Raw genomic sequence first — 17,165 nt, 5'->3', positions numbered from 1 at the left:
GGCTTGCCCCGCGATAGCGTCGGCAGCAACGCCAGCTATCGCGGGGCAAGCCCGCTCCCACGCCTTCTGAAGGCTCCAGCGAATCAGCCCCCGCTTGAATCTAATCTCTCCAAGCCCGAAGCTTGCAGCATAAAGCCCCGAGAGATTCCGCCCATGGCCCGCCTGCCCACCGCAATCAACCTGCACAAAGCCTCGAAAACCCTGAGCCTGACCTACGGCCCAGATGAGGTCTATCACCTGCCCGCCGAGTTCTTGCGCGTGCACTCGCCCTCCGCCGAGGTCCAGGGCCACGGCAATCCCATCCTGCAATTTGGCAAGATCAACGTCGGCCTCACCGGCCTGGAACCGGCCGGTCAATATGCACTGAAATTGACCTTCGACGACGGCCATGACAGCGGATTGTTCACCTGGGAGTACCTTGAGCAACTGTGCCTGCGCCAAGCGCAGCTGTGGGCGGAGTATCTCGATGAACTGAGCAAGGCCGGAAAATCTCGCGACCCGTCCGAGTCAGTGGTCAAACTGATGCTCTAGCTCAAGGCTCTCAAGGATTAGAGCGCATTTTCTAATTTGGTCTGCTTGAATGGCTGCACGAGCGCCAAGCAATGGCTGTCTTGCGCATTACATGAAAGTCGGGTAACCAATGGAGCTGGCAAGTTCCCTGCATTGCTTCTCGGGCAAGCAGGGCCAGGCCGGTTGTTGTAGAGGTCGCGAGCGAAAGCAGGCTGTCTTCACACGCAGAAAAACCCGCAGCTCATCACCGACACGCATCCGGTCGCAGCACCGCTGTTCCTTATCACTGGTCACCCGAGCAAGCAGTACCGGGCAGTCGTCTGTGTACCCGCCACAGCCAACCGGTACTCGTCTCAGGACAACGGAGCGTCGTAGATGAGTAACAAGAACAACGATGAGTTGCAGCGGCAAGCCTCGGAAAACACCCTGGGCCTGAACCCGGTGATCGGGATTCGCCGCAAGGATCTGCTGAGTTCAGCGCGCACCGTTCTGCGTCAAGCCGTGCGCCAGCCGCTGCACAGTGCCAAACATATTGCGCATTTCGGCCTGGAACTGAAAAACGTGCTGCTGGGCAAATCCAGCCTGCACCCCGAGGGCGACGACCGTCGCTTCAACGACCCGGCCTGGAGCCACAACCCGCTCTATCGGCGCTACCTGCAGACCTACCTGGCCTGGCGCAAGGAGCTCAACGACTGGATCAGCGAAAGCGATCTGTCGCCCCAGGACATCAGCCGCGGCCAGTTCGTCATCAACCTGATGACCGAGGCCATGGCACCGACCAACACCCTGTCCAACCCGCAAGCGGTCAAGCGCTTCTTCGAGACCGGCGGCAAGAGCCTGCTCGATGGCCTGTCCAACCTGGCCAAGGACATGGTCAACAACGGCGGCATGCCCAGCCAGGTCAACATGGACGCCTTCGAGGTCGGCAAGAACCTCGGCACCAGCGAAGGTGCAGTGGTCTATCGCAACGACGTGCTGGAGCTGATCCAGTACCGCCCGATCACCGAGCAGGTGCACGCCCGGCCGCTGTTGGTGGTGCCGCCGCAAATCAACAAGTTCTACGTCTTCGACCTCAGCCCGGAAAAGAGCCTGGCGCGCTTCTGCCTGCGCTCGCAGCAGCAGACCTTCATCATCAGCTGGCGCAACCCGACCAAGGCCCAGCGCGAATGGGGCCTGTCGACCTACATCGATGCGCTCAAGGAAGCGGTCGACGCGGTACTGGCGATTACCGGCGCCAAGGACCTGAACATGCTCGGCGCCTGCTCCGGTGGCATTACCTGCACCGCGCTGGTCGGCCACTACGCAGCCCTTGGCGAGAACAAGGTCAACGCCCTGACCCTACTGGTCAGCGTGCTCGACACCACGGTCGACACCCAGGTCGCGCTGTTCGTCGACGAGCAGACCCTGGAAGCGGCCAAGCGCCACTCCTATCAGGCCGGCGTGCTCGAAGGCAGCGACATGGCCAAGGTGTTCGCCTGGATGCGCCCCAATGACTTGATCTGGAACTACTGGGTCAACAATTACCTGCTCGGCAACGAGCCGCCGGTGTTCGACATCCTGTTCTGGAACAACGACACCACGCGCTTGCCGGCCGCCTTCCATGGCGACCTGATCGAGATGTTCAAGAACAACCCGCTGACCCGCTCCGAGGCCTTGGAGGTGTGCGGCACGGCCATCGACCTCAAGCAGGTCAAGTGCGACATCTACAGCGTCGCCGGCACCGCCGACCACATCACGCCCTGGCAGTCGTGCTACCGCTCGGCGCACCTGTTCGGCGGCAAGATCGAGTTCGTGCTGTCCAACAGCGGGCACATCCAGAGCATTCTCAACCCACCCGGCAACCCCAAGGCGCGCTTCCTGACCGGTGAAGACCGGCCCAACGAACCGCTGGTCTGGCAAGAGAACGCGAGCAAGCACGCCGACTCCTGGTGGCTGCACTGGCAGAGCTGGCTGGGCGAGCGCGCGGGTGAATTGAAAAAGGCCCCGACGCGCCTGGGCAACCGCGCCTACGCCGCTGGCGAAGCAGCGCCGGGCACCTACGTTCACGAGCGTTGAGCAGGACGCCGTGGCCGCTGCTGGGCGCCACGGCGATTGACCCCTTACCGAGTGTCGCGCATGTCGCAACCCTACGTTTTCAGGACCGTCGAGCTGGACAACCAGTCCATCCGCACCGCGGTCCGCCCAGGCAAACCGCACCTGACGCCGCTGCTGATCTTCAACGGCATCGGCGCCAACCTGGAGCTGGTGTTCCCGTTCATCGAGGCGCTGGATCCGGACCTGGAAGTCATTGCCTTCGACGTGCCCGGCGTCGGCGGCTCCTCGACCCCGCGCCATCCCTATCGCTTTCCTGGGTTGGCCAAGCTGACGGCGCGGATGCTCGATTACCTGGACTACGGCCAGGTCAACGTCATCGGCGTGTCCTGGGGCGGGGCGCTGGCCCAGCAGTTTGCCTACGACTACCCCGAGCGCTGCAAGAAATTGGTGCTGGCTGCTACCGCAGCCGGGGCGGTGATGGTGCCGGGCAAGCCCAAGGTGCTGTGGATGATGGCCAGCCCGCGGCGCTACGTGCAGCCCTCCCATGTGATCCGCATTGCACCGATGATTTATGGCGGTGGTTTTCGCCGCGACCCGGACCTGGCCATGCACCACGCCGCCAAGGTTCGCTCGGGCGGCAAGCTGGGCTACTACTGGCAGCTGTTCGCCGGGCTAGGCTGGACCAGCATTCACTGGCTGCACAAGATCAGCCAGCCGACCCTGGTGCTGGCCGGCGACGACGATCCGCTGATCCCGTTGATCAACATGCGCCTGTTGGCCTGGCGAATTCCCAATGCCCAGCTACACATAATCGACGACGGCCACTTGTTTCTGATCACCCGGGCCGAGGCCGTCGCCCCGATCATCATGAAGTTCCTCCAGCAAGAGCGTCAGCGTGCGGTCATGCATCCCCGCCCCGCCTCCGGTGGTTGAGTGGGGCGCTGTGCTTGGAGGCGCCAACTGGCTTGGTTGTGTCAGTGACGGCCTCATCGCGGGGCAAGCCCGCTCCCACGCAGTCCGCTATGAAGCAGGTTAGCGTGGGAGCGGGCTTGCCCCGCGATGAGGCCGCCACGACCGACACCGTAACGACGAGGGAGTGTTGTCATGAAGGAAAAGCCGGCCAAAGGGACCGCACAGGTCCCCGCCACGATCATGAACGTGCAGAACGCCATCACTGGCCTGCGCGGCCGCGATCTGATTAGCACATTGCGCCACGTCGGCCGCCACGGCTTGACCAACCCCTTGCACACCGCCCGCCACTTGCTGGCCCTGGGCGGCCAACTGGGCCGGGTCATGCTCGGCGATACCCCCTACCAGCCGCACCCGCGCGACAGTCGCTTCAAGGATCCCACCTGGAGCCAGAACCCCTTCTACCGGCGCGGCCTGCAGGCCTATCTGGCCTGGCAAAAACAAACCCGGCTGTGGATCGAGGAAAGCTCGCTGTCCGATGACGACCGCGCCCGCGCGCATTTTCTATTCAGCCTGATCAACGATGCCCTGGCCCCGAGCAACTCGCTGCTCAATCCGTTGGCGGTCAAGGAGCTGCTCAACACCGGCGGGCAAAGCCTGGTGCGCGGGTTGAGCCATCTGCTCGATGACCTGCGTCATAACGACGGCCTGCCGCGGCAGGTCGACGAACGCGCCTTCGAGGTCGGCGGCAATGTCGCCACTACCCCAGGTGCGGTGGTGTTTCGCAACGACCTGCTGGAGCTGATCCAGTACAAGCCGATGAGCGAAAAGCAGTACGCCCGGCCGCTGCTGGTGGTGCCACCACAGATCAACAAGTACTACATCTTCGACCTCAGCCCTACCAACAGCTTCGTCCAGCACATGCTCAAGAACGGCCTACAGGTGTTCATGGTCAGCTGGCGCAACCCCGATCCGCGCCACCGCGAGTGGGGCCTGTCGAGCTACGTGCAGGCGCTGGAAGAAGCGCTCAACGCCTGCCGTAGCATCAGCGGCAATCGCGATCCCAACCTGATGGGCGCCTGTGCCGGCGGCCTGACCATGGCCGCGCTGCAAGGCCACCTGCAGGCCAAGAAGCAGCTGCGCAAGGTGCGCAGCGCCACCTACCTGGTCAGCTTGCTCGACAGCCAGTTCGACAGCCCCGCCAGCTTGTTCGCCGATGAACAGACAGTCGAGGCGGCCAAGCGTCGCTCCTATCAACGCGGCGTGCTCGATGGCGGCGAGGTGGCGCGAATTTTCGCCTGGATGCGGCCCAACGACCTGATCTGGAACTACTGGGTCAACAACTACCTGCTCGGCAAGACGCCACCGGCTTTCGACATCCTCTACTGGAACGCCGACAACACGCGCCTGCCCGCCGCCCTGCATGGCGACCTGCTGGATTTTTTCAAACACAACCCGTTGACCCACCCCGACGGGCTGGAGGTGTGCGGCACGCCGATCAACCTCAAGCAGGTCGGGCTGGACAGCTTTCACGTCGCCGGCAGCAACGACCACATCACCCCGTGGGATGCGGTGTACCGCTCGGCGCAACTACTCGGTGGCGAGCGGCGCTTCGTACTGGCCAACAGCGGCCACATCCAGAGCATTATCAATCCGCCTGGCAACCCCAAGGCCTACTACCTGGACAACCCCAGGCTATCCAGCGATCCCCGGGCCTGGTTCCACGATGCCACACGCAGCGAAGGCAGTTGGTGGCCGCTGTGGCTGGAGTGGATCAGCCAGCGTTCAGGGCCGCTCAAGGAGCCGCGCGTCGAGTTGGGCAACACCACCTATCCACCCCTGGGGCCGGCACCGGGCACTTACGTATTGGCGCGCTGAACGCATGAAGACCCGTGATCGTATCCTTGAATGCGCCTTGCAGTTGTTCAACCAGCAAGGCGAGCCGAATGTCTCGACCCTGGAAATTGCCAACGAGCTGGGGATCAGCCCAGGCAACCTGTACTACCACTTCCACGGCAAGGAGCCGTTGGTCCATGGCCTGTTCGAGCGCTTCGAGGAGGCATTGATGCCGCTGCTCGACCCGCCACTGGATGTGCGCCTGGATGCCGAGGACTACTGGCTGTTCCTGCACCTGATCGTCGAACGCATGGCGCAGTACCGGTTTCTGTTCCAGGACTTGTCCAACCTGACCGGGCGCCTGCCCAAACTGGCGCGCGGCATGCGCAGCCTGATCAACGCGATCAAGCGCACGCTGGCGGCGCTGCTGGCCAGCCTCAAGTCGCAAGGGCAGGTAACCAGCGAGACCCAGGCGCTGGGGCAACTGGTGGAACAGATCACCCTGACCTTGATGTTCTCACTGGATTACCAGCGCGTGCTGGGCCGTGAGGGCGATGTCGGGGTGGTGGTGTATCAGGTGATGATGCTGGTGGCGCCGCACTTGCAGGCACCGGCGCGCAAGGCCGCCGAGCAGTTGGCGATGAAGTATCTGGAGGGGTGAACGTCAGCGCTATAGTGCCTGAAAACATCGCGGGGCAAGCCCGCTCCCACGCAGCCCGGATGAGTCAGGGCTAACGTGGGAGCGGGCTTGCCCCGCGATAAGGACGACCCGGTATCAGGCCTGAGTGACCGCGCTCACCGGTGCCGACGGCGCGCTGCTAGCGGTAGCTGCGCTTGGCGCGGGTGCCGCAGTAGCGGCGGGTGCCGCGCTGGCCGCCGGAGCGGCTGGCTTGGCTGCTGCCGGTTTAGGCGCTGCCTTCTTCGCTGCTGGCTTTTTCGCCGCAGCAGGTTTTGCCGCAGGTTTGGCAGCAGCAGGCTTGGCTGCTGGTTTCGCTGCAGCAGGTTTGGCCGCCGCGGTTTTCGCCGCAGGCTTGGCCGCAGGTTTCGCCGCAGCGGTCTTGGCAGCAGGTTTAGCCGCAGCCTTGGCCAGTGGCTTGGCGGCAGTCTTGCTCGCCGCCGCCTTGGACACCGGCGTAACCGACGCGCCAGTCAGCTTCTCGATCTGCTTGGTCAGCGTATCGACCTGTTGATGCAGAGCCTTGATCTCGTTGCGGCTCGGCACGCCCAGGCGCGAGATGGCGCTGTTCAGGCGTTTGTCGAAGGCCTCTTCAAGCTCGCTCCACTTGCCCAGCGCACGCTCTTTGACATCCGACACCCGCGAAGTGGTGGCAGACTTGGCGCCGTCGGCGGCCGAGTCGACAGTCTTCTTCGCCTGCTTCTCGGCTTTCTCGCCATCCTTGACCAGTTGATCGAACAGCTTGGGGCCGTCTTGATCGACCTTGGAGTAGATACCCAGGCCAGCCAACCAGATCTTGCGGGAGTACTTCTCGATTCCGCCGATCCAGGAGCTGCCTTCTTTTTCGGTGTTCTTCTTGCCAGCCATCCTGCTCTCCTTATGGTTTGCGCGCGACACGCTCGAGCAACTCGTGCAGTTGTTCCAACTTGATGGACAACGCCTCAACGTCATGTTTAGACGGAATGCCGAGGCGATTCAAGCCACGAGCGACACGTGCATCGAAAGCTTTTTCGATCTTGTCGAGCTGAACCTCGACCTTGCCGCGTACGCGGCTGACTTCTTCACCGGCTTCATCGATCTGGTGATTGGCGGCATCGAGCTTCTTGTCGAGGGTTTTCTTGCCACGCTTCTCGACGCTTTCGCCAGCCTTCACCAGCTCTTTGAAGTACTCGCTGCCTTCCTGACCGACACGGGCGTATGCGCCAATGCCTGCCAGCCAGATTCGACGCGCATAGCTACGCACCTCGCCCAGGGTGCCCTGGGCGTCGTCATTTTTCTTCAAATTGATTTTGGCCATGCTCTGCACCTCACGCTCATAGGGGATGGAGGAACTGCCCATGGATTCAGGGCTTGAGCACAAAGGTAGGGAGAAAAATTAGAATCATCACCCTAAGCGGTGGTGGCTGACACACTTTGCGGCTGCGATGGGCCGCAAAGCGGCCCCAATACACGGACTCAGGCCAGCGCCTTATCCAGCGCCCGCTCGATCTCACCCTTGATCGTGCCGCTCATCATCGACAGCATCATGCCCAGCTTGAGCTCGACGCGAATGCTGTCCTCACCAATGTGCACGCTGCCATTGGCGCCGCTGCGCGACACATCCACGCGGTCACCATTCCACTGGGCCTTGAGGTCGTATTCGCGGGTCAGCTTGTCCACCAGCGCCTCGGCCTTGGCGCGGGCGGCGTCGCGGCCGAGGGCGTGTTTGCGTTCAACGCTGATCTGGGTCATGCGGGCAATCCTGAATATGAAGACAATGCCCTCATTATGCCCGCCCCCGCCGCACGGCACACCCCGCCAAGACAAATCCGCCCGTTGCCCCTAGAATGGCGGTAATTTTTTCCGGTGATGCGATATGAACGACCAGCGCAAAGGCGAACACGCCGAACCCACCACTCATTTTGGCTTCAAGGACGTCCCAGAAAGCCAGAAGGCGAAGAAAGTCGCCGAGGTGTTCCACTCGGTGGCCGCCAAATACGACCTGATGAACGACGTCCTCTCCGGCGGCATGCACCGTCTGTGGAAGCGCTTCACCATCGAGCTGTCCGGGGTGCGCAGTGGCAATCGGGTGCTGGACATCGCCGGTGGCACCGGTGACCTGGCAGCCAAGTTTTCGCGTCTGGTCGGCCCTACCGGCCAAGTGGTGCTGGCCGACATCAACGAGTCGATGCTCAAGGTCGGCCGTGACCGCCTGCTCGACCGTGGCGTTGCCGGCAACATCGAGTTCGTCCAGGCCGACGCAGAAAAGCTGCCATTCCCGGACAACCATTTCGACTGCGTGACCATCGCCTTCGGCCTGCGCAACGTGACCCACAAGGACGAAGCCATTCGCTCCATGCTGCGCGTGCTCAAGCCGGGTGGCCGGCTGTTGGTGCTGGAATTCTCCAAGCCGACCAACAAGCTGATGTCCAAGGCGTACGACGCCTACTCGTTCGCCTTCATGCCGCTGGCGGGCAAGCTGATCACCAATGATTCGGAGAGCTACCGCTACCTGGCCGAGTCGATCCGCATGCACCCTGATCAAGAGACCTTGAAGGCCATGATGGTCGATGCCGGCTTCGACCGCGTCACCTACCACAACATGACCAGCGGCATCGTTGCCGTACACCGGGGGATCAAACCCTGATGCTGTTGGCCGGCCTTCTTGCCAGCGTCGAGCATGGCCTTAACCGCATCCTGCGCATGGACAGCACGGCCCTGCCGCGCCTGGCCGCGCTGGAAGGCAAGGTGATCGCCATCGACTGCGTGCAGCCGGCCTTGCAGCTGTACATCCTGCCCGACGAAGACGGCCTGATGCTTGCCGCTCACTGGGAAGGCGAAGCCGACTGTACCCTGCGCGCGCCTGCCGGCAGCCTGGTGCAATTGGCCTTGGCCAAGGACAAGAGCGCCGTGCTGCACAGCCCGCAAGTCCAGCTACATGGCGACAGCGCCGTGCTGCTCGACCTGGTTGCGGTGCTGCAGGACCTGGAGCTGGACTGGGAGTACGAGCTGTCGCGCTGGCTAGGCCCAGTGCCCACGGCCATGCTCGCCGGCCACGTACGGCTACGCGCACGCTGGACCCGCCAGGGCCTGGCGCGGTTCAGCCAGAACCTGTCCGAGTACCTGGCCGAAGAATCCCGTACCCTGGTCGGCCGCCGCGAAGCCGAAGCTGCATTCAGCGAGCTCGACACCGTGAAAATCGACATAGAACGCCTCGAGGCGCGCATCCGCCGCCTTGCCCGATCCCTTGATACCAGCGATAACGCATGAAGCTGCTCGCCGTCCGCCGTCTGTTGCGCATCCAGCGCGTCGTGATCCGCTACCGCCTCGATGACCTGCTGTTCGACCTGCCCCTGCCTTGGTGGCTGCGCAGCCTGCGCCTGCTCATGCCCTGGCGCTGGCTGCCGCGCAAGGCCTCCGAGCTCAGCCGCGGTGCACGCCTGCGCCTGGCCCTGCAGGATCTGGGGCCGATCTTCATCAAGTTCGGCCAACTGCTGTCGACCCGCCGCGACCTGCTGCCGATCGACATCGCCGATGAGTTGATGCTGCTGCAGGACCGCGTCCCGCCGTTCGACCCCAAGCAAGCGGTAGCGCTGATCGAAGAACAGCTCGGGGCCAAGGTCGGTGAAGTGTTCAGCCGCTTCGACGTCGAGCCGCTGGCCTCGGCATCTGTGGCCCAAGTGCATGCGGCGCGCCTGAAAACCGGTGAAGAGGTGGTGGTCAAAGTGGTACGCCCGGGGTTGAAGCCGGTGATCGCCCAAGACCTCGCCTGGCTGTTCCTGATCGCCAAGGGCGCCGAGCGGGTTTCTGCCGATGCGCGCCTGCTGCACCCGGTGGAAGTGGTCGGCGACTACGAAAAAACCATCTACGACGAGCTCGACCTGCTGCGTGAGGCGGCCAACGCCAGCCAACTGCGACGCAACTTCGAAGGTTCGGAGCTGATGTACGTGCCGCAAGTGTATTGGGACCTGTGCCGGCCAAAAGTGCTGGTGATGGAGCGCATCTATGGCGTGCCGGTCACCGACATGGTGACCCTGGCCGACCAGCGCACCGACATGAAACTGCTGGCCGAGCGCGGCGTGGAGGTGTTCTTCACCCAGGTGTTCCGCGACAGCTTCTTCCATGCCGACATGCACCCAGGCAACATCTTCGTCAGCACCGTCAAGCCGTGGAGCCCGCAGTACATCGCCATCGACTGCGGCATCGTCGGCAGCCTCACCGCCGAAGACCAGGACTACCTCGCACGCAACCTGATCGCCTTCTTCAAACGCGACTACCGCCGCGTAGCGCAGCTGCACATCGACTCCGGCTGGGTGCCAGCGCATACCAAGGTCAACGAATTCGAAGCGGCGATTCGCACGGTGTGCGAGCCGATCTTCGAAAAACCGCTCAAGGACATCTCCTTCGGCCAGGTGCTGATGCGCCTGTTCCAGACCGCCCGGCGCTTCAACATGGAAGTCCAGCCGCAGCTGGTACTGCTGCAAAAGACCTTGCTCAACATCGAAGGCCTGGGCCGCCAGCTGTACCCCGACCTGGACCTGTGGAGCACGGCCAAGCCGTACCTGGAGCGCTGGATGCGTGACCGCATGAGCCCCAAGGCGGTGTTCGGCAACCTGTACAGCCAGGCCGAGCAGCTGCCGCACCTGGCCGACATGACCCGCGACCTGCTCGAACGCCTGTCGCAGCCGCACCTGCACGACCCGCAACTGCCCGAGCGCCGTCGCCAAACCGACAACTGGGCGCTGCGCCTGCTCGGCGCCGGCCTGCTCGGCGGCGGCGCGACCCTAGCAGCCGGCGCGGTCAGTCTCAGCGCCCCCGCTGCCTGGCCGGCCTGGCTGATGCTCGCGGCGGGCCTTTACCTGATCGTGCGCCGATAGCCAGCCGCGCCGCTGGCTGGCACACTAGCGCAACAGGCCCGGTACAGGAGCGGGCCCGGTTTTGGAGTCGACGATGAAAGACTGGCTGGACGAGATCAAGTGGAACAGCGATGGCCTGGTACCGGCGATCGCCCAGGACCACAAGACCGGACGCGTGCTGATGATGGCCTGGATGAACCGCGAATCGCTGGCCTTGACCGCCGCCGAGCAGCGCGCCATCTACTGGTCGCGCTCGCGTGGCAAGCTGTGGCGTAAAGGTGAAGAGTCTGGCCACGTGCAGAAACTGCATGAAATGCGCCTGGACTGCGACGCCGACGTGATCATCCTGATGGTCGAGCAACTGGGCCAGATCGCCTGCCATACCGGCCGCGAAAGCTGCTTCTACCGGGTCTATGAAAATGGCCAGTGGAACACCGTCGACCCGGTCCTGAAAGATCCCGATGCAATTTACAGCGCAGGACACTGACATGAGCGATACCCTGACTCGTCTGGCCGAAGTGCTGGAGGCCCGCAAAGGCGCGGCCCCGGACAGCTCGTATGTGGCCAGCCTGTACCACAAGGGCCTGAACAAGATCCTTGAGAAAGTCGGCGAAGAATCGGTAGAAACCATCATCGCGGCCAAAGACGCCGAACACAGCGGTGATTACAGCGATGTCATCTACGAGACCGCAGACTTGTGGTTCCATAGCCTGGTGATGCTCAGCGCGCTGGGCCAACACCCACAAGCGGTGCTGGACGAACTGGACCGCCGCTTCGGCCTGTCCGGCCACGACGAAAAAGCCGCCCGGCAAAGCTGACCGGTGGGAGCGGGCTTGCCCCGCGATAGCGTCGGCTCGGCCAACACATCATTCAAGGGAGTACACCATGGGTATTTTTGACTGGAAACACTGGATCGTCCTGCTGGTCGTCGTGGTCCTGGTGTTCGGCACCAAGAAGCTGAAAAACTTCGGCGGTGACCTGGGCGAGTCGATCAAGGGCTTTCGCAAAGCCATGAGCGACGAAGAGAACAAGCCCGCCGAGCAGACCCCACCACCGGTGCAGCCCGTGCCACCCACCCAGCAGCCGCACAACACCGCGCCGCTGAACCAGACGCACACCACCATCGAAGGCCAGGCCCAGCCGGTCCAAGAGCCACAGCGGAAAGACTGACCCATGTTTGGCATCAGCTTCAGCGAGCTGCTGCTCGTCGGCCTGGTCGCCCTGGTGGTGCTCGGCCCCGAGCGTCTGCCGGGCGCCGCGCGCACTGCGGGGCTGTGGATCGGGCGGCTCAAGCGCAGCTTCAACAGCATCAAGATGGAAGTCGAGCGCGAAATCGGTGCCGACGACATCCGCCGCCAGCTGCACAACGAGCACATCCTGTCGATGGAACAGGAGGCTCGGCGCATCCTCAATCCGCTGGCCGAACCCGCCAAGCCAGCCGAAACGCCGGCCGCCGCCAGCACGCCTGCAGCCGCTGCGCCAGAGCAAGGCGCAGCGCCAGCCAGCGGCCACGCGGCTACTCCAGCCGATGCCAGCATGCCCGCCAGCCCTGCTACCCCTCCTGAGCCACCCCAGACGCCACGAGTCCCATGAGCGATAGACCGGAACACGATCAGCCAATGCCGCTGGTCTCGCACCTGACCGAATTGCGCACGCGCCTGCTGCGCTGCGTTGTCGTTGTCTTCCTGATCTTCGCCGGGCTGTTCTCGTTCGCCCAACAGATCTACACCCTGGTCTCGGCGCCGCTGCGCGATCACTTGCCGGCCAATGCGACGATGATCGCCACCGACGTGGCCTCGCCGTTCCTCACGCCGTTCAAGCTGACCATGATCGTCGCGCTGTTCCTGGCGATTCCGTTCATTCTCCAGCAGATCTGGGGCTTCATCGCACCGGGCCTGTATCGCCACGAGAAGCGCATCGCCATTCCGTTGCTGATTTCCAGCATCCTGCTGTTCTACGCCGGGATGGCCTTCGCCTACTTCCTGGTGTTCCCGCTGATCTTCGGCTTCTTCGCCAGCGCCACGCCGGAAGGGGTGTCGATGATGACCGACATCGCCAGTTACCTCGATTTCGTCATGACCCTGTTCTTCGCCTTCGGCGTCGCCTTCGAAATCCCGGTGGCGGTGGTGCTGCTGGTGTGGATCGGCGTAGTCGACGTCAAGTACCTGAAGAAGATCCGCCCCTACGTGATCATCGGCTGCTTCGTGGTCGGCATGATCCTGACCCCGCCAGACATCTTCTCGCAGACCCTGCTCGCCGTGCCGATGTGGCTGTTGTTCGAGATCGGCGTGCTGTGCGGCGGCCTGATCCGCAAGCGCGACCATGTCGACGAGGCTGGCGCAGACGACCACAACGACCAGCCGCCAGCGACCCAGCCATGAACCTGTTGTTGCTCGAAGAGGCCGACTTCATCGCGGCCGACCGCGTCGTGCTGGCTGATCGTCGCTTCACCCACATGCAGGAAATCCACCGCGTTGCAGTGGGTGACAGCCTGCGCGTGGGGCGTATCAACGGGCTGATGGGCCAGGCCACAGTGGTACGCCTGGAGGGCCATGAGGCCGAATTGCAGGTCGCCTTCGACCAGCAACCCCCAGCCAAACTGCCACTGACCCTGGTACTGGCGGTACCGCGCCCGAAAATGCTCCGGCGCTTGTTCCAGACCGTCGCCACCCTGGGCGTGCCCCGGCTGATCCTGGTCAACAGCTACAAAGTTGAGAAGAGCTTCTGGCAGACGCCGTTTCTCAACCCCGAGACGATCCGTGACAACCTGATCCTCGGCCTTGAGCAGGCTCGCGACACGGTACTGCCGCAAGTGATCATCGAGAAACGCTTCAAGCCGTTCGTCGAAGACCGCCTGCCCGCCATCGCCGCAGGCACCCTCGGCCTGGTCGGTCACCCCGGCCCCTACCCTGCCTGCCCCCGCGCCGTGAACGAGCCGGTAACCTTGGCGATTGGCCCCGAAGGTGGCTGGATCCCCTACGAAGTCGAGCTATTGGGCAAGGCTGGCCTGGCACCGGTGCAACTGGGCGAACGCATCCTGCGCGTAGAGACTGCCGTCACGGCGTTGCTGTCACGAATTTTCTGACGCATCAGTCAGACCTTTCCCCCATCAAGTTTCCCCGGCGCAAGCCGATGGCCTTTGCAGCACAACAATAATCTGCGCTGCCAAACGCCGGGGAGTCGAACATGTACCAGTGGTTTGCCCAGTCTCTGGGAAATATGAGTGTCAGCCGCAAGCTGGGCTTTGGCTTTGGCCTGGTCTTGCTGTTGACCTTGGCCATCACCTTGACCGGATGGTTCGGTGTGGACAGTGTCACCAGCCGCGGCGATAAGCTCGGCAATATCTCGGTGATCCATCAAGGCACCCAGGAGTTGCGCATCGCCCGGCAGCACTACGCGCGTGATCGCAATGAAGCCTCGGTAGCCGAACTGGAAAGAGCCCTGAGCAGCCTGCAGAACCAGGTGCAGTTCATGCTCGGCCAGATCGAGCAGCCCGACGACCTCAAGCGCCTGGAGCAGCAGCGCGAAGCGGTGCGGCAGTACCAGCAGGCATTCCAGCAGCTCAGACAGGCTGATCAGCAGCGCACTGCTGGCCGCCAAGTGCTGGGCGACAGCGCCGACAAAGCCGCTGAGCTGATCAGCAAGGTCCAGCAACGCCTGCTGCAAGGCGGTGATATCGGCCAGTACCAGGAGGCCGTCGAAGTCAGCGCCCAACTGCAACAGGCGCGCTTCCAGGTCCGGGGCTACACCTACAGCGGCAAAGCAGAGTTCCAGCGCACCGCGCTCGATGCCATCGACCAGGCCATGCCAATACTCAAGGCACTGCCGGGCAAAGTCGGCGCCGAGCACGCTGCCAGCCTGGACGACGCAGCGAGCGCGCTGGCCGCCTATCGGGATGCCGTGATCCAGGTCGGCAATGCCCAGGATGCCAGCGAGCAGGCACTCAAGCACATGGCCGAGCAAGGCACGATCCTGCTCGACACTGCGCAGCAGATGACCCGCTCGCAAACCCAGGTTCGCGACCAAGGCACCCAACAGGCCAAGACCCTGCTTGCCGGCGCCACCGCCCTGGCGCTGCTGCTCGGGCTGATCGCGGCCTGGGCGATCACCCGGCAGATCATCGTGCCCCTGCGCCAGACCCTGACCGCCGCCGAGCGGGTCGCGGCAGGCGACCTGACCCAGAACCTGCAAGTGGACCGCCGCGACGAGCTGGGCCAGCTACAAGCCAGCATGCAGCGCATGACCCTGAGCCTGCGCGAGCTGATCGGCGGCATCGGCGACGGCGTCACCCAGATCGCCAGTGCTGCCGAGGAGCTTTCGGCGGTGACCGAACAGACCAGCGCGGGCGTCAACAACCAGAAGGTCGAGACTGACCAGGTCGCCACCGCGATGAACGAAATGGCGGCCACCGTGCATGAGGTCGCGCGCAATGCCGAACAGGCCTCGGAAGCGGCGCTGGTAGCCGACCAGCAGGCCCGTGAAGGCGACCGCGTGGTTGGCGAAGCCATCGCCCAGATCGAGCGCCTGGCCGGCGAGGTGGTCAACTCCAGCGAGGCGATGAACCAGCTCAAGGCCGAAAGCGACAAGATCGGCAGCGTGCTGGATGTGATCAAGGCAGTGGCCCAGCAGACCAACCTGTTGGCGCTCAACGCCGCCATTGAGGCTGCCCGCGCAGGCGAGGCCGGGCGCGGCTTTGCCGTGGTCGCCGACGAAGTGCGCAGCCTGGCCCAGCGCACCCAGCAATCGACCGAAGAGATCGAGGAACTGATCGCCAGCTTGCAGACCGGCACGCAACGCGTGGCCAGTGTCATGGACGCCAGCCGCGGTTTGACCGACAGCAGCGTCGAACTGACCCGCCGTGCGGGTGGTTCTCTTGAAACCATTACCCGCACGGTGTCCTCGATCCAGGCGATGAACCAGCAGATTGCTACCGCCGCAGAACAGCAGAGCGCGGTGGCCGAAGAAATCAACCGCAGCGTGATGAACGTGCGGGATATTTCTGACCAGACCTCAGCGGCTAGCGAGGAGACCGCCAGCTCCAGCGTTGAACTGGCCAGACTGGGTACCCACTTGCAGGGGCTGGTCGGTAAGTTCCGGCTCTGATGGGTGTCATCGAGGGCTTCTCGCGGGCAAGCCCACTCCTATAGGGCTTGCCCGCGAAGAGGCCCTCGATCACAGCACAACACCCAAGTTAATTCCCGCTCACTTAAGCGACTTTTCCTACACAACTTACAGGTCCAGTCCCACACCCCCTCTGCCGATGAGCAGGCATGGCCATATCACGTGGCCATCACTCTATTGGACGGAGGCATGCCATGTTCGGAAACATCAATCGCAGGTTAGGCAACCTGAGCGTAGGACTGAAGCTCGCCCTGGGCTTCGCGATCGTACTGCTGCTCACCCTGGCCACCACGATCAGTGGCTGGCGCGCCCTCGATGGCGCCATCACCCGCTCGCAACAGCTGAGCGAAATCGTTCGGATCAACGAGCTGGGCAAAGACTTGCGCGCCGAGCGCATTACCTTCCGCGTCCTTGCCGATGACACCAGCAAGGCGCGCATTACCCACATCCTCGAGCAGTTGCAGCACATGCTCAGCACCCTGCAACAACGCAGCAGTGTCGAAGAGTCACGGCAGCTGCTCACGCAGAAACTGCAACAACTGCAGCGGCTGCGTGACGACTTCGCCGCCATGCTGCGCGCCGTCGATCTGCGCAGCCAGACCCGCAGCACCTTGCAGGCGCAGGCACAGAAGCTCGATGAGGTGATCGACGAGCTACAGACTCAAGCCCTGCTGCGAATGCCCGCTGACAACCAGCAAGGAGGTGTTCTGGGGCTGATGGACAGCCTGTCGCGCCATATCGACAACGCCGCTCAACAAAGCCTGGTGCCGGCCTACACCTTCTCCCCCATCGAAGACTTCGCCAAGGTTGGCGAGACGGCCCTGAATGCTGCCGACGTCGCGCTCGATCAGCTCCTAAGGGCCTTGGCCCGGCTCGAATTGCCGCGCAGCCTGATGGAGCAGCCTGCTGCGCAGCTAGCAAGGTATCGCAGCAGCCTTGAACAATACCGCCGCGCGGCAATCAACGTCGAACAGTTGCAGAACAACATGGAGAAGATCGGCGACGAACTTAGCGCAGCGAGCATCGCGCTGGGCGAACAGAAGGTCGAGCAGCGGGACCATGAAGCGCTGGCTGCGCGCTCGCTGCTGACCACGGTCGCTTTGCTGGCATTGCTGCTGGGTATCGCCGCCGGCTGGGTGATCACCCGGCAGATTACCCAGCCGCTACGCCAGACCCTGGCCCAGGCTGCGCGCATCTCCCGCGGCGACCTAAGCCAATTGGAGCCGGTCACACGCCGCGATGAA

18 protein-coding genes and 2 pseudogenes are annotated in these 17,165 nt (G+C 63.3%); 17 read left to right on the top strand and 3 right to left on the bottom strand.

Annotation, left to right across the window (positions count from 1 at the left end):
- Positions 1-153 precede the first annotated feature (153 nt).
- The 5 genes from AAZU54_RS15995 to AAZU54_RS15975 all read left to right on the top strand — a co-directional run bounded on the left by AAZU54_RS15995 (position 154) and on the right by AAZU54_RS15975 (position 5,950).
- Positions 154-531, top strand: coding sequence for a gamma-butyrobetaine hydroxylase-like domain-containing protein (locus AAZU54_RS15995; protein ID WP_186557362.1), 378 nt, complete (start codon positions 154-156; stop codon positions 529-531).
- A gap of 354 nt (positions 532-885) precedes the next feature.
- Positions 886-2,565, top strand: coding sequence for a class II poly(R)-hydroxyalkanoic acid synthase (gene phaC / locus AAZU54_RS15990; protein ID WP_312155204.1), 1,680 nt, complete (start codon positions 886-888; stop codon positions 2,563-2,565).
- Between the two features lie 60 nt (positions 2,566-2,625).
- Complete coding sequence (gene phaZ, locus AAZU54_RS15985) at positions 2,626-3,477, top strand: poly(3-hydroxyalkanoate) depolymerase (RefSeq protein WP_186557360.1); 852 nt, start codon at positions 2,626-2,628, stop codon at positions 3,475-3,477.
- Positions 3,478-3,648: 171 nt separating this feature from the next.
- Positions 3,649-5,331 carry a class II poly(R)-hydroxyalkanoic acid synthase gene (phaC, locus tag AAZU54_RS15980; protein WP_405130349.1) on the top strand — a complete coding sequence of 561 codons (1,683 nt, stop codon included), beginning with the start codon at positions 3,649-3,651 and terminating at the stop codon, positions 5,329-5,331.
- 4 nt (positions 5,332-5,335) lie between these two features.
- On the top strand, positions 5,336-5,950 hold the full coding sequence (locus AAZU54_RS15975) for a TetR/AcrR family transcriptional regulator (protein WP_186557358.1): 615 nt from the start codon (positions 5,336-5,338) through the stop codon (positions 5,948-5,950).
- A 114-nt stretch (positions 5,951-6,064) separates the two neighbouring features.
- Here AAZU54_RS15975 and AAZU54_RS15970 read toward each other — a convergent pair whose 3' ends face one another.
- The 3 genes from AAZU54_RS15970 to AAZU54_RS15960 all read right to left on the bottom strand — a co-directional run bounded on the left by AAZU54_RS15970 (position 6,065) and on the right by AAZU54_RS15960 (position 7,696).
- Positions 6,065-6,832 (bottom strand): phasin family protein, encoded by a 768-nt coding sequence (locus AAZU54_RS15970; RefSeq protein WP_405130348.1) that lies wholly within the window; start codon positions 6,830-6,832, stop codon positions 6,065-6,067.
- 10 nt (positions 6,833-6,842) lie between these two features.
- On the bottom strand, positions 6,843-7,262 hold the full coding sequence (locus AAZU54_RS15965) for a phasin family protein (RefSeq protein WP_186557356.1): 420 nt from the start codon (positions 7,260-7,262) through the stop codon (positions 6,843-6,845).
- A 158-nt stretch (positions 7,263-7,420) separates the two neighbouring features.
- Positions 7,421-7,696 (bottom strand): polyhydroxyalkanoic acid system family protein, encoded by a 276-nt coding sequence (locus AAZU54_RS15960; protein ID WP_186557355.1) that lies wholly within the window; start codon positions 7,694-7,696, stop codon positions 7,421-7,423.
- A gap of 124 nt (positions 7,697-7,820) precedes the next feature.
- On the opposite strand from AAZU54_RS15960, the gene ubiE reads away from it, so the two are divergent.
- The 12 genes and pseudogenes from ubiE to AAZU54_RS15900 all read left to right on the top strand — a co-directional run.
- Positions 7,821-8,591 carry a bifunctional demethylmenaquinone methyltransferase/2-methoxy-6-polyprenyl-1,4-benzoquinol methylase UbiE gene (gene ubiE / locus AAZU54_RS15955; RefSeq protein WP_186557354.1) on the top strand — a complete coding sequence of 257 codons (771 nt, stop codon included), beginning with the start codon at positions 7,821-7,823 and terminating at the stop codon, positions 8,589-8,591.
- Positions 8,591-9,214: a ubiquinone biosynthesis accessory factor UbiJ gene (locus AAZU54_RS15950; protein ID WP_312155221.1), complete on the top strand. Its 624-nt coding sequence runs from the start codon at positions 8,591-8,593 to the stop codon at positions 9,212-9,214. The genes ubiE and AAZU54_RS15950 overlap by 1 nt, the downstream gene beginning before the upstream one ends.
- Positions 9,211-10,821, top strand: coding sequence for a ubiquinone biosynthesis regulatory protein kinase UbiB (gene ubiB / locus AAZU54_RS15945; RefSeq protein ID WP_186557352.1), 1,611 nt, complete (start codon positions 9,211-9,213; stop codon positions 10,819-10,821). The genes AAZU54_RS15950 and ubiB overlap by 4 nt, the downstream gene beginning before the upstream one ends.
- Before the next feature lie 73 nt (positions 10,822-10,894).
- Entirely contained in the window at positions 10,895-11,287 is a 393-nt protein-coding gene (gene hisI, locus AAZU54_RS15940) for a phosphoribosyl-AMP cyclohydrolase (RefSeq protein WP_434727370.1), read from the top strand.
- 1 nt (position 11,288) lies between these two features.
- Positions 11,289-11,618, top strand: a complete 330-nt coding sequence (locus tag AAZU54_RS15935) for a phosphoribosyl-ATP diphosphatase (RefSeq protein WP_186557350.1) — start codon at positions 11,289-11,291, stop codon at positions 11,616-11,618.
- Positions 11,619-11,685: 67 nt separating this feature from the next.
- Positions 11,686-11,970 (top strand): twin-arginine translocase TatA/TatE family subunit, encoded by a 285-nt coding sequence (locus AAZU54_RS15930; RefSeq protein WP_186557349.1) that lies wholly within the window; start codon positions 11,686-11,688, stop codon positions 11,968-11,970.
- 3 nt (positions 11,971-11,973) lie between these two features.
- Positions 11,974-12,393, top strand: coding sequence for a Sec-independent protein translocase protein TatB (gene tatB, locus AAZU54_RS15925; RefSeq protein ID WP_434727369.1), 420 nt, complete (start codon positions 11,974-11,976; stop codon positions 12,391-12,393).
- Positions 12,390-13,181, top strand: a complete 792-nt coding sequence (gene tatC / locus AAZU54_RS15920; protein WP_186557347.1) for a twin-arginine translocase subunit TatC — start codon at positions 12,390-12,392, stop codon at positions 13,179-13,181. Before tatB ends, tatC begins: the two co-directional genes overlap by 4 nt.
- Complete coding sequence (locus AAZU54_RS15915; RefSeq protein WP_186557346.1) at positions 13,178-13,885, top strand: 16S rRNA (uracil(1498)-N(3))-methyltransferase; 708 nt, start codon at positions 13,178-13,180, stop codon at positions 13,883-13,885. Before tatC ends, AAZU54_RS15915 begins: the two co-directional genes overlap by 4 nt.
- 101 nt (positions 13,886-13,986) lie before the next feature.
- Positions 13,987-15,048, top strand: a pseudogene (locus tag AAZU54_RS15910) (methyl-accepting chemotaxis protein); the annotation flags it as partial.
- On the top strand, positions 15,031-15,903 hold the full coding sequence (locus AAZU54_RS15905) for a methyl-accepting chemotaxis protein (RefSeq protein WP_372353299.1): 873 nt from the start codon (positions 15,031-15,033) through the stop codon (positions 15,901-15,903). The pseudogene AAZU54_RS15910 and the gene AAZU54_RS15905, both read left to right, overlap by 18 nt.
- 167 nt (positions 15,904-16,070) lie before the next feature.
- A pseudogene (locus AAZU54_RS15900) lies at positions 16,071-17,156 on the top strand (methyl-accepting chemotaxis protein); the annotation flags it as partial.
- Between the last annotated feature and the right edge of the window lie 9 nt (positions 17,157-17,165).

Source organism: Pseudomonas sp. Je.1.5.c, from assembly GCF_051129895.1.
Lineage (GTDB): Bacteria > Pseudomonadota > Gammaproteobacteria > Pseudomonadales > Pseudomonadaceae > Aquipseudomonas > Aquipseudomonas urmiensis.
This window is presented reverse-complemented; position numbering and strand designations above follow the sequence as displayed.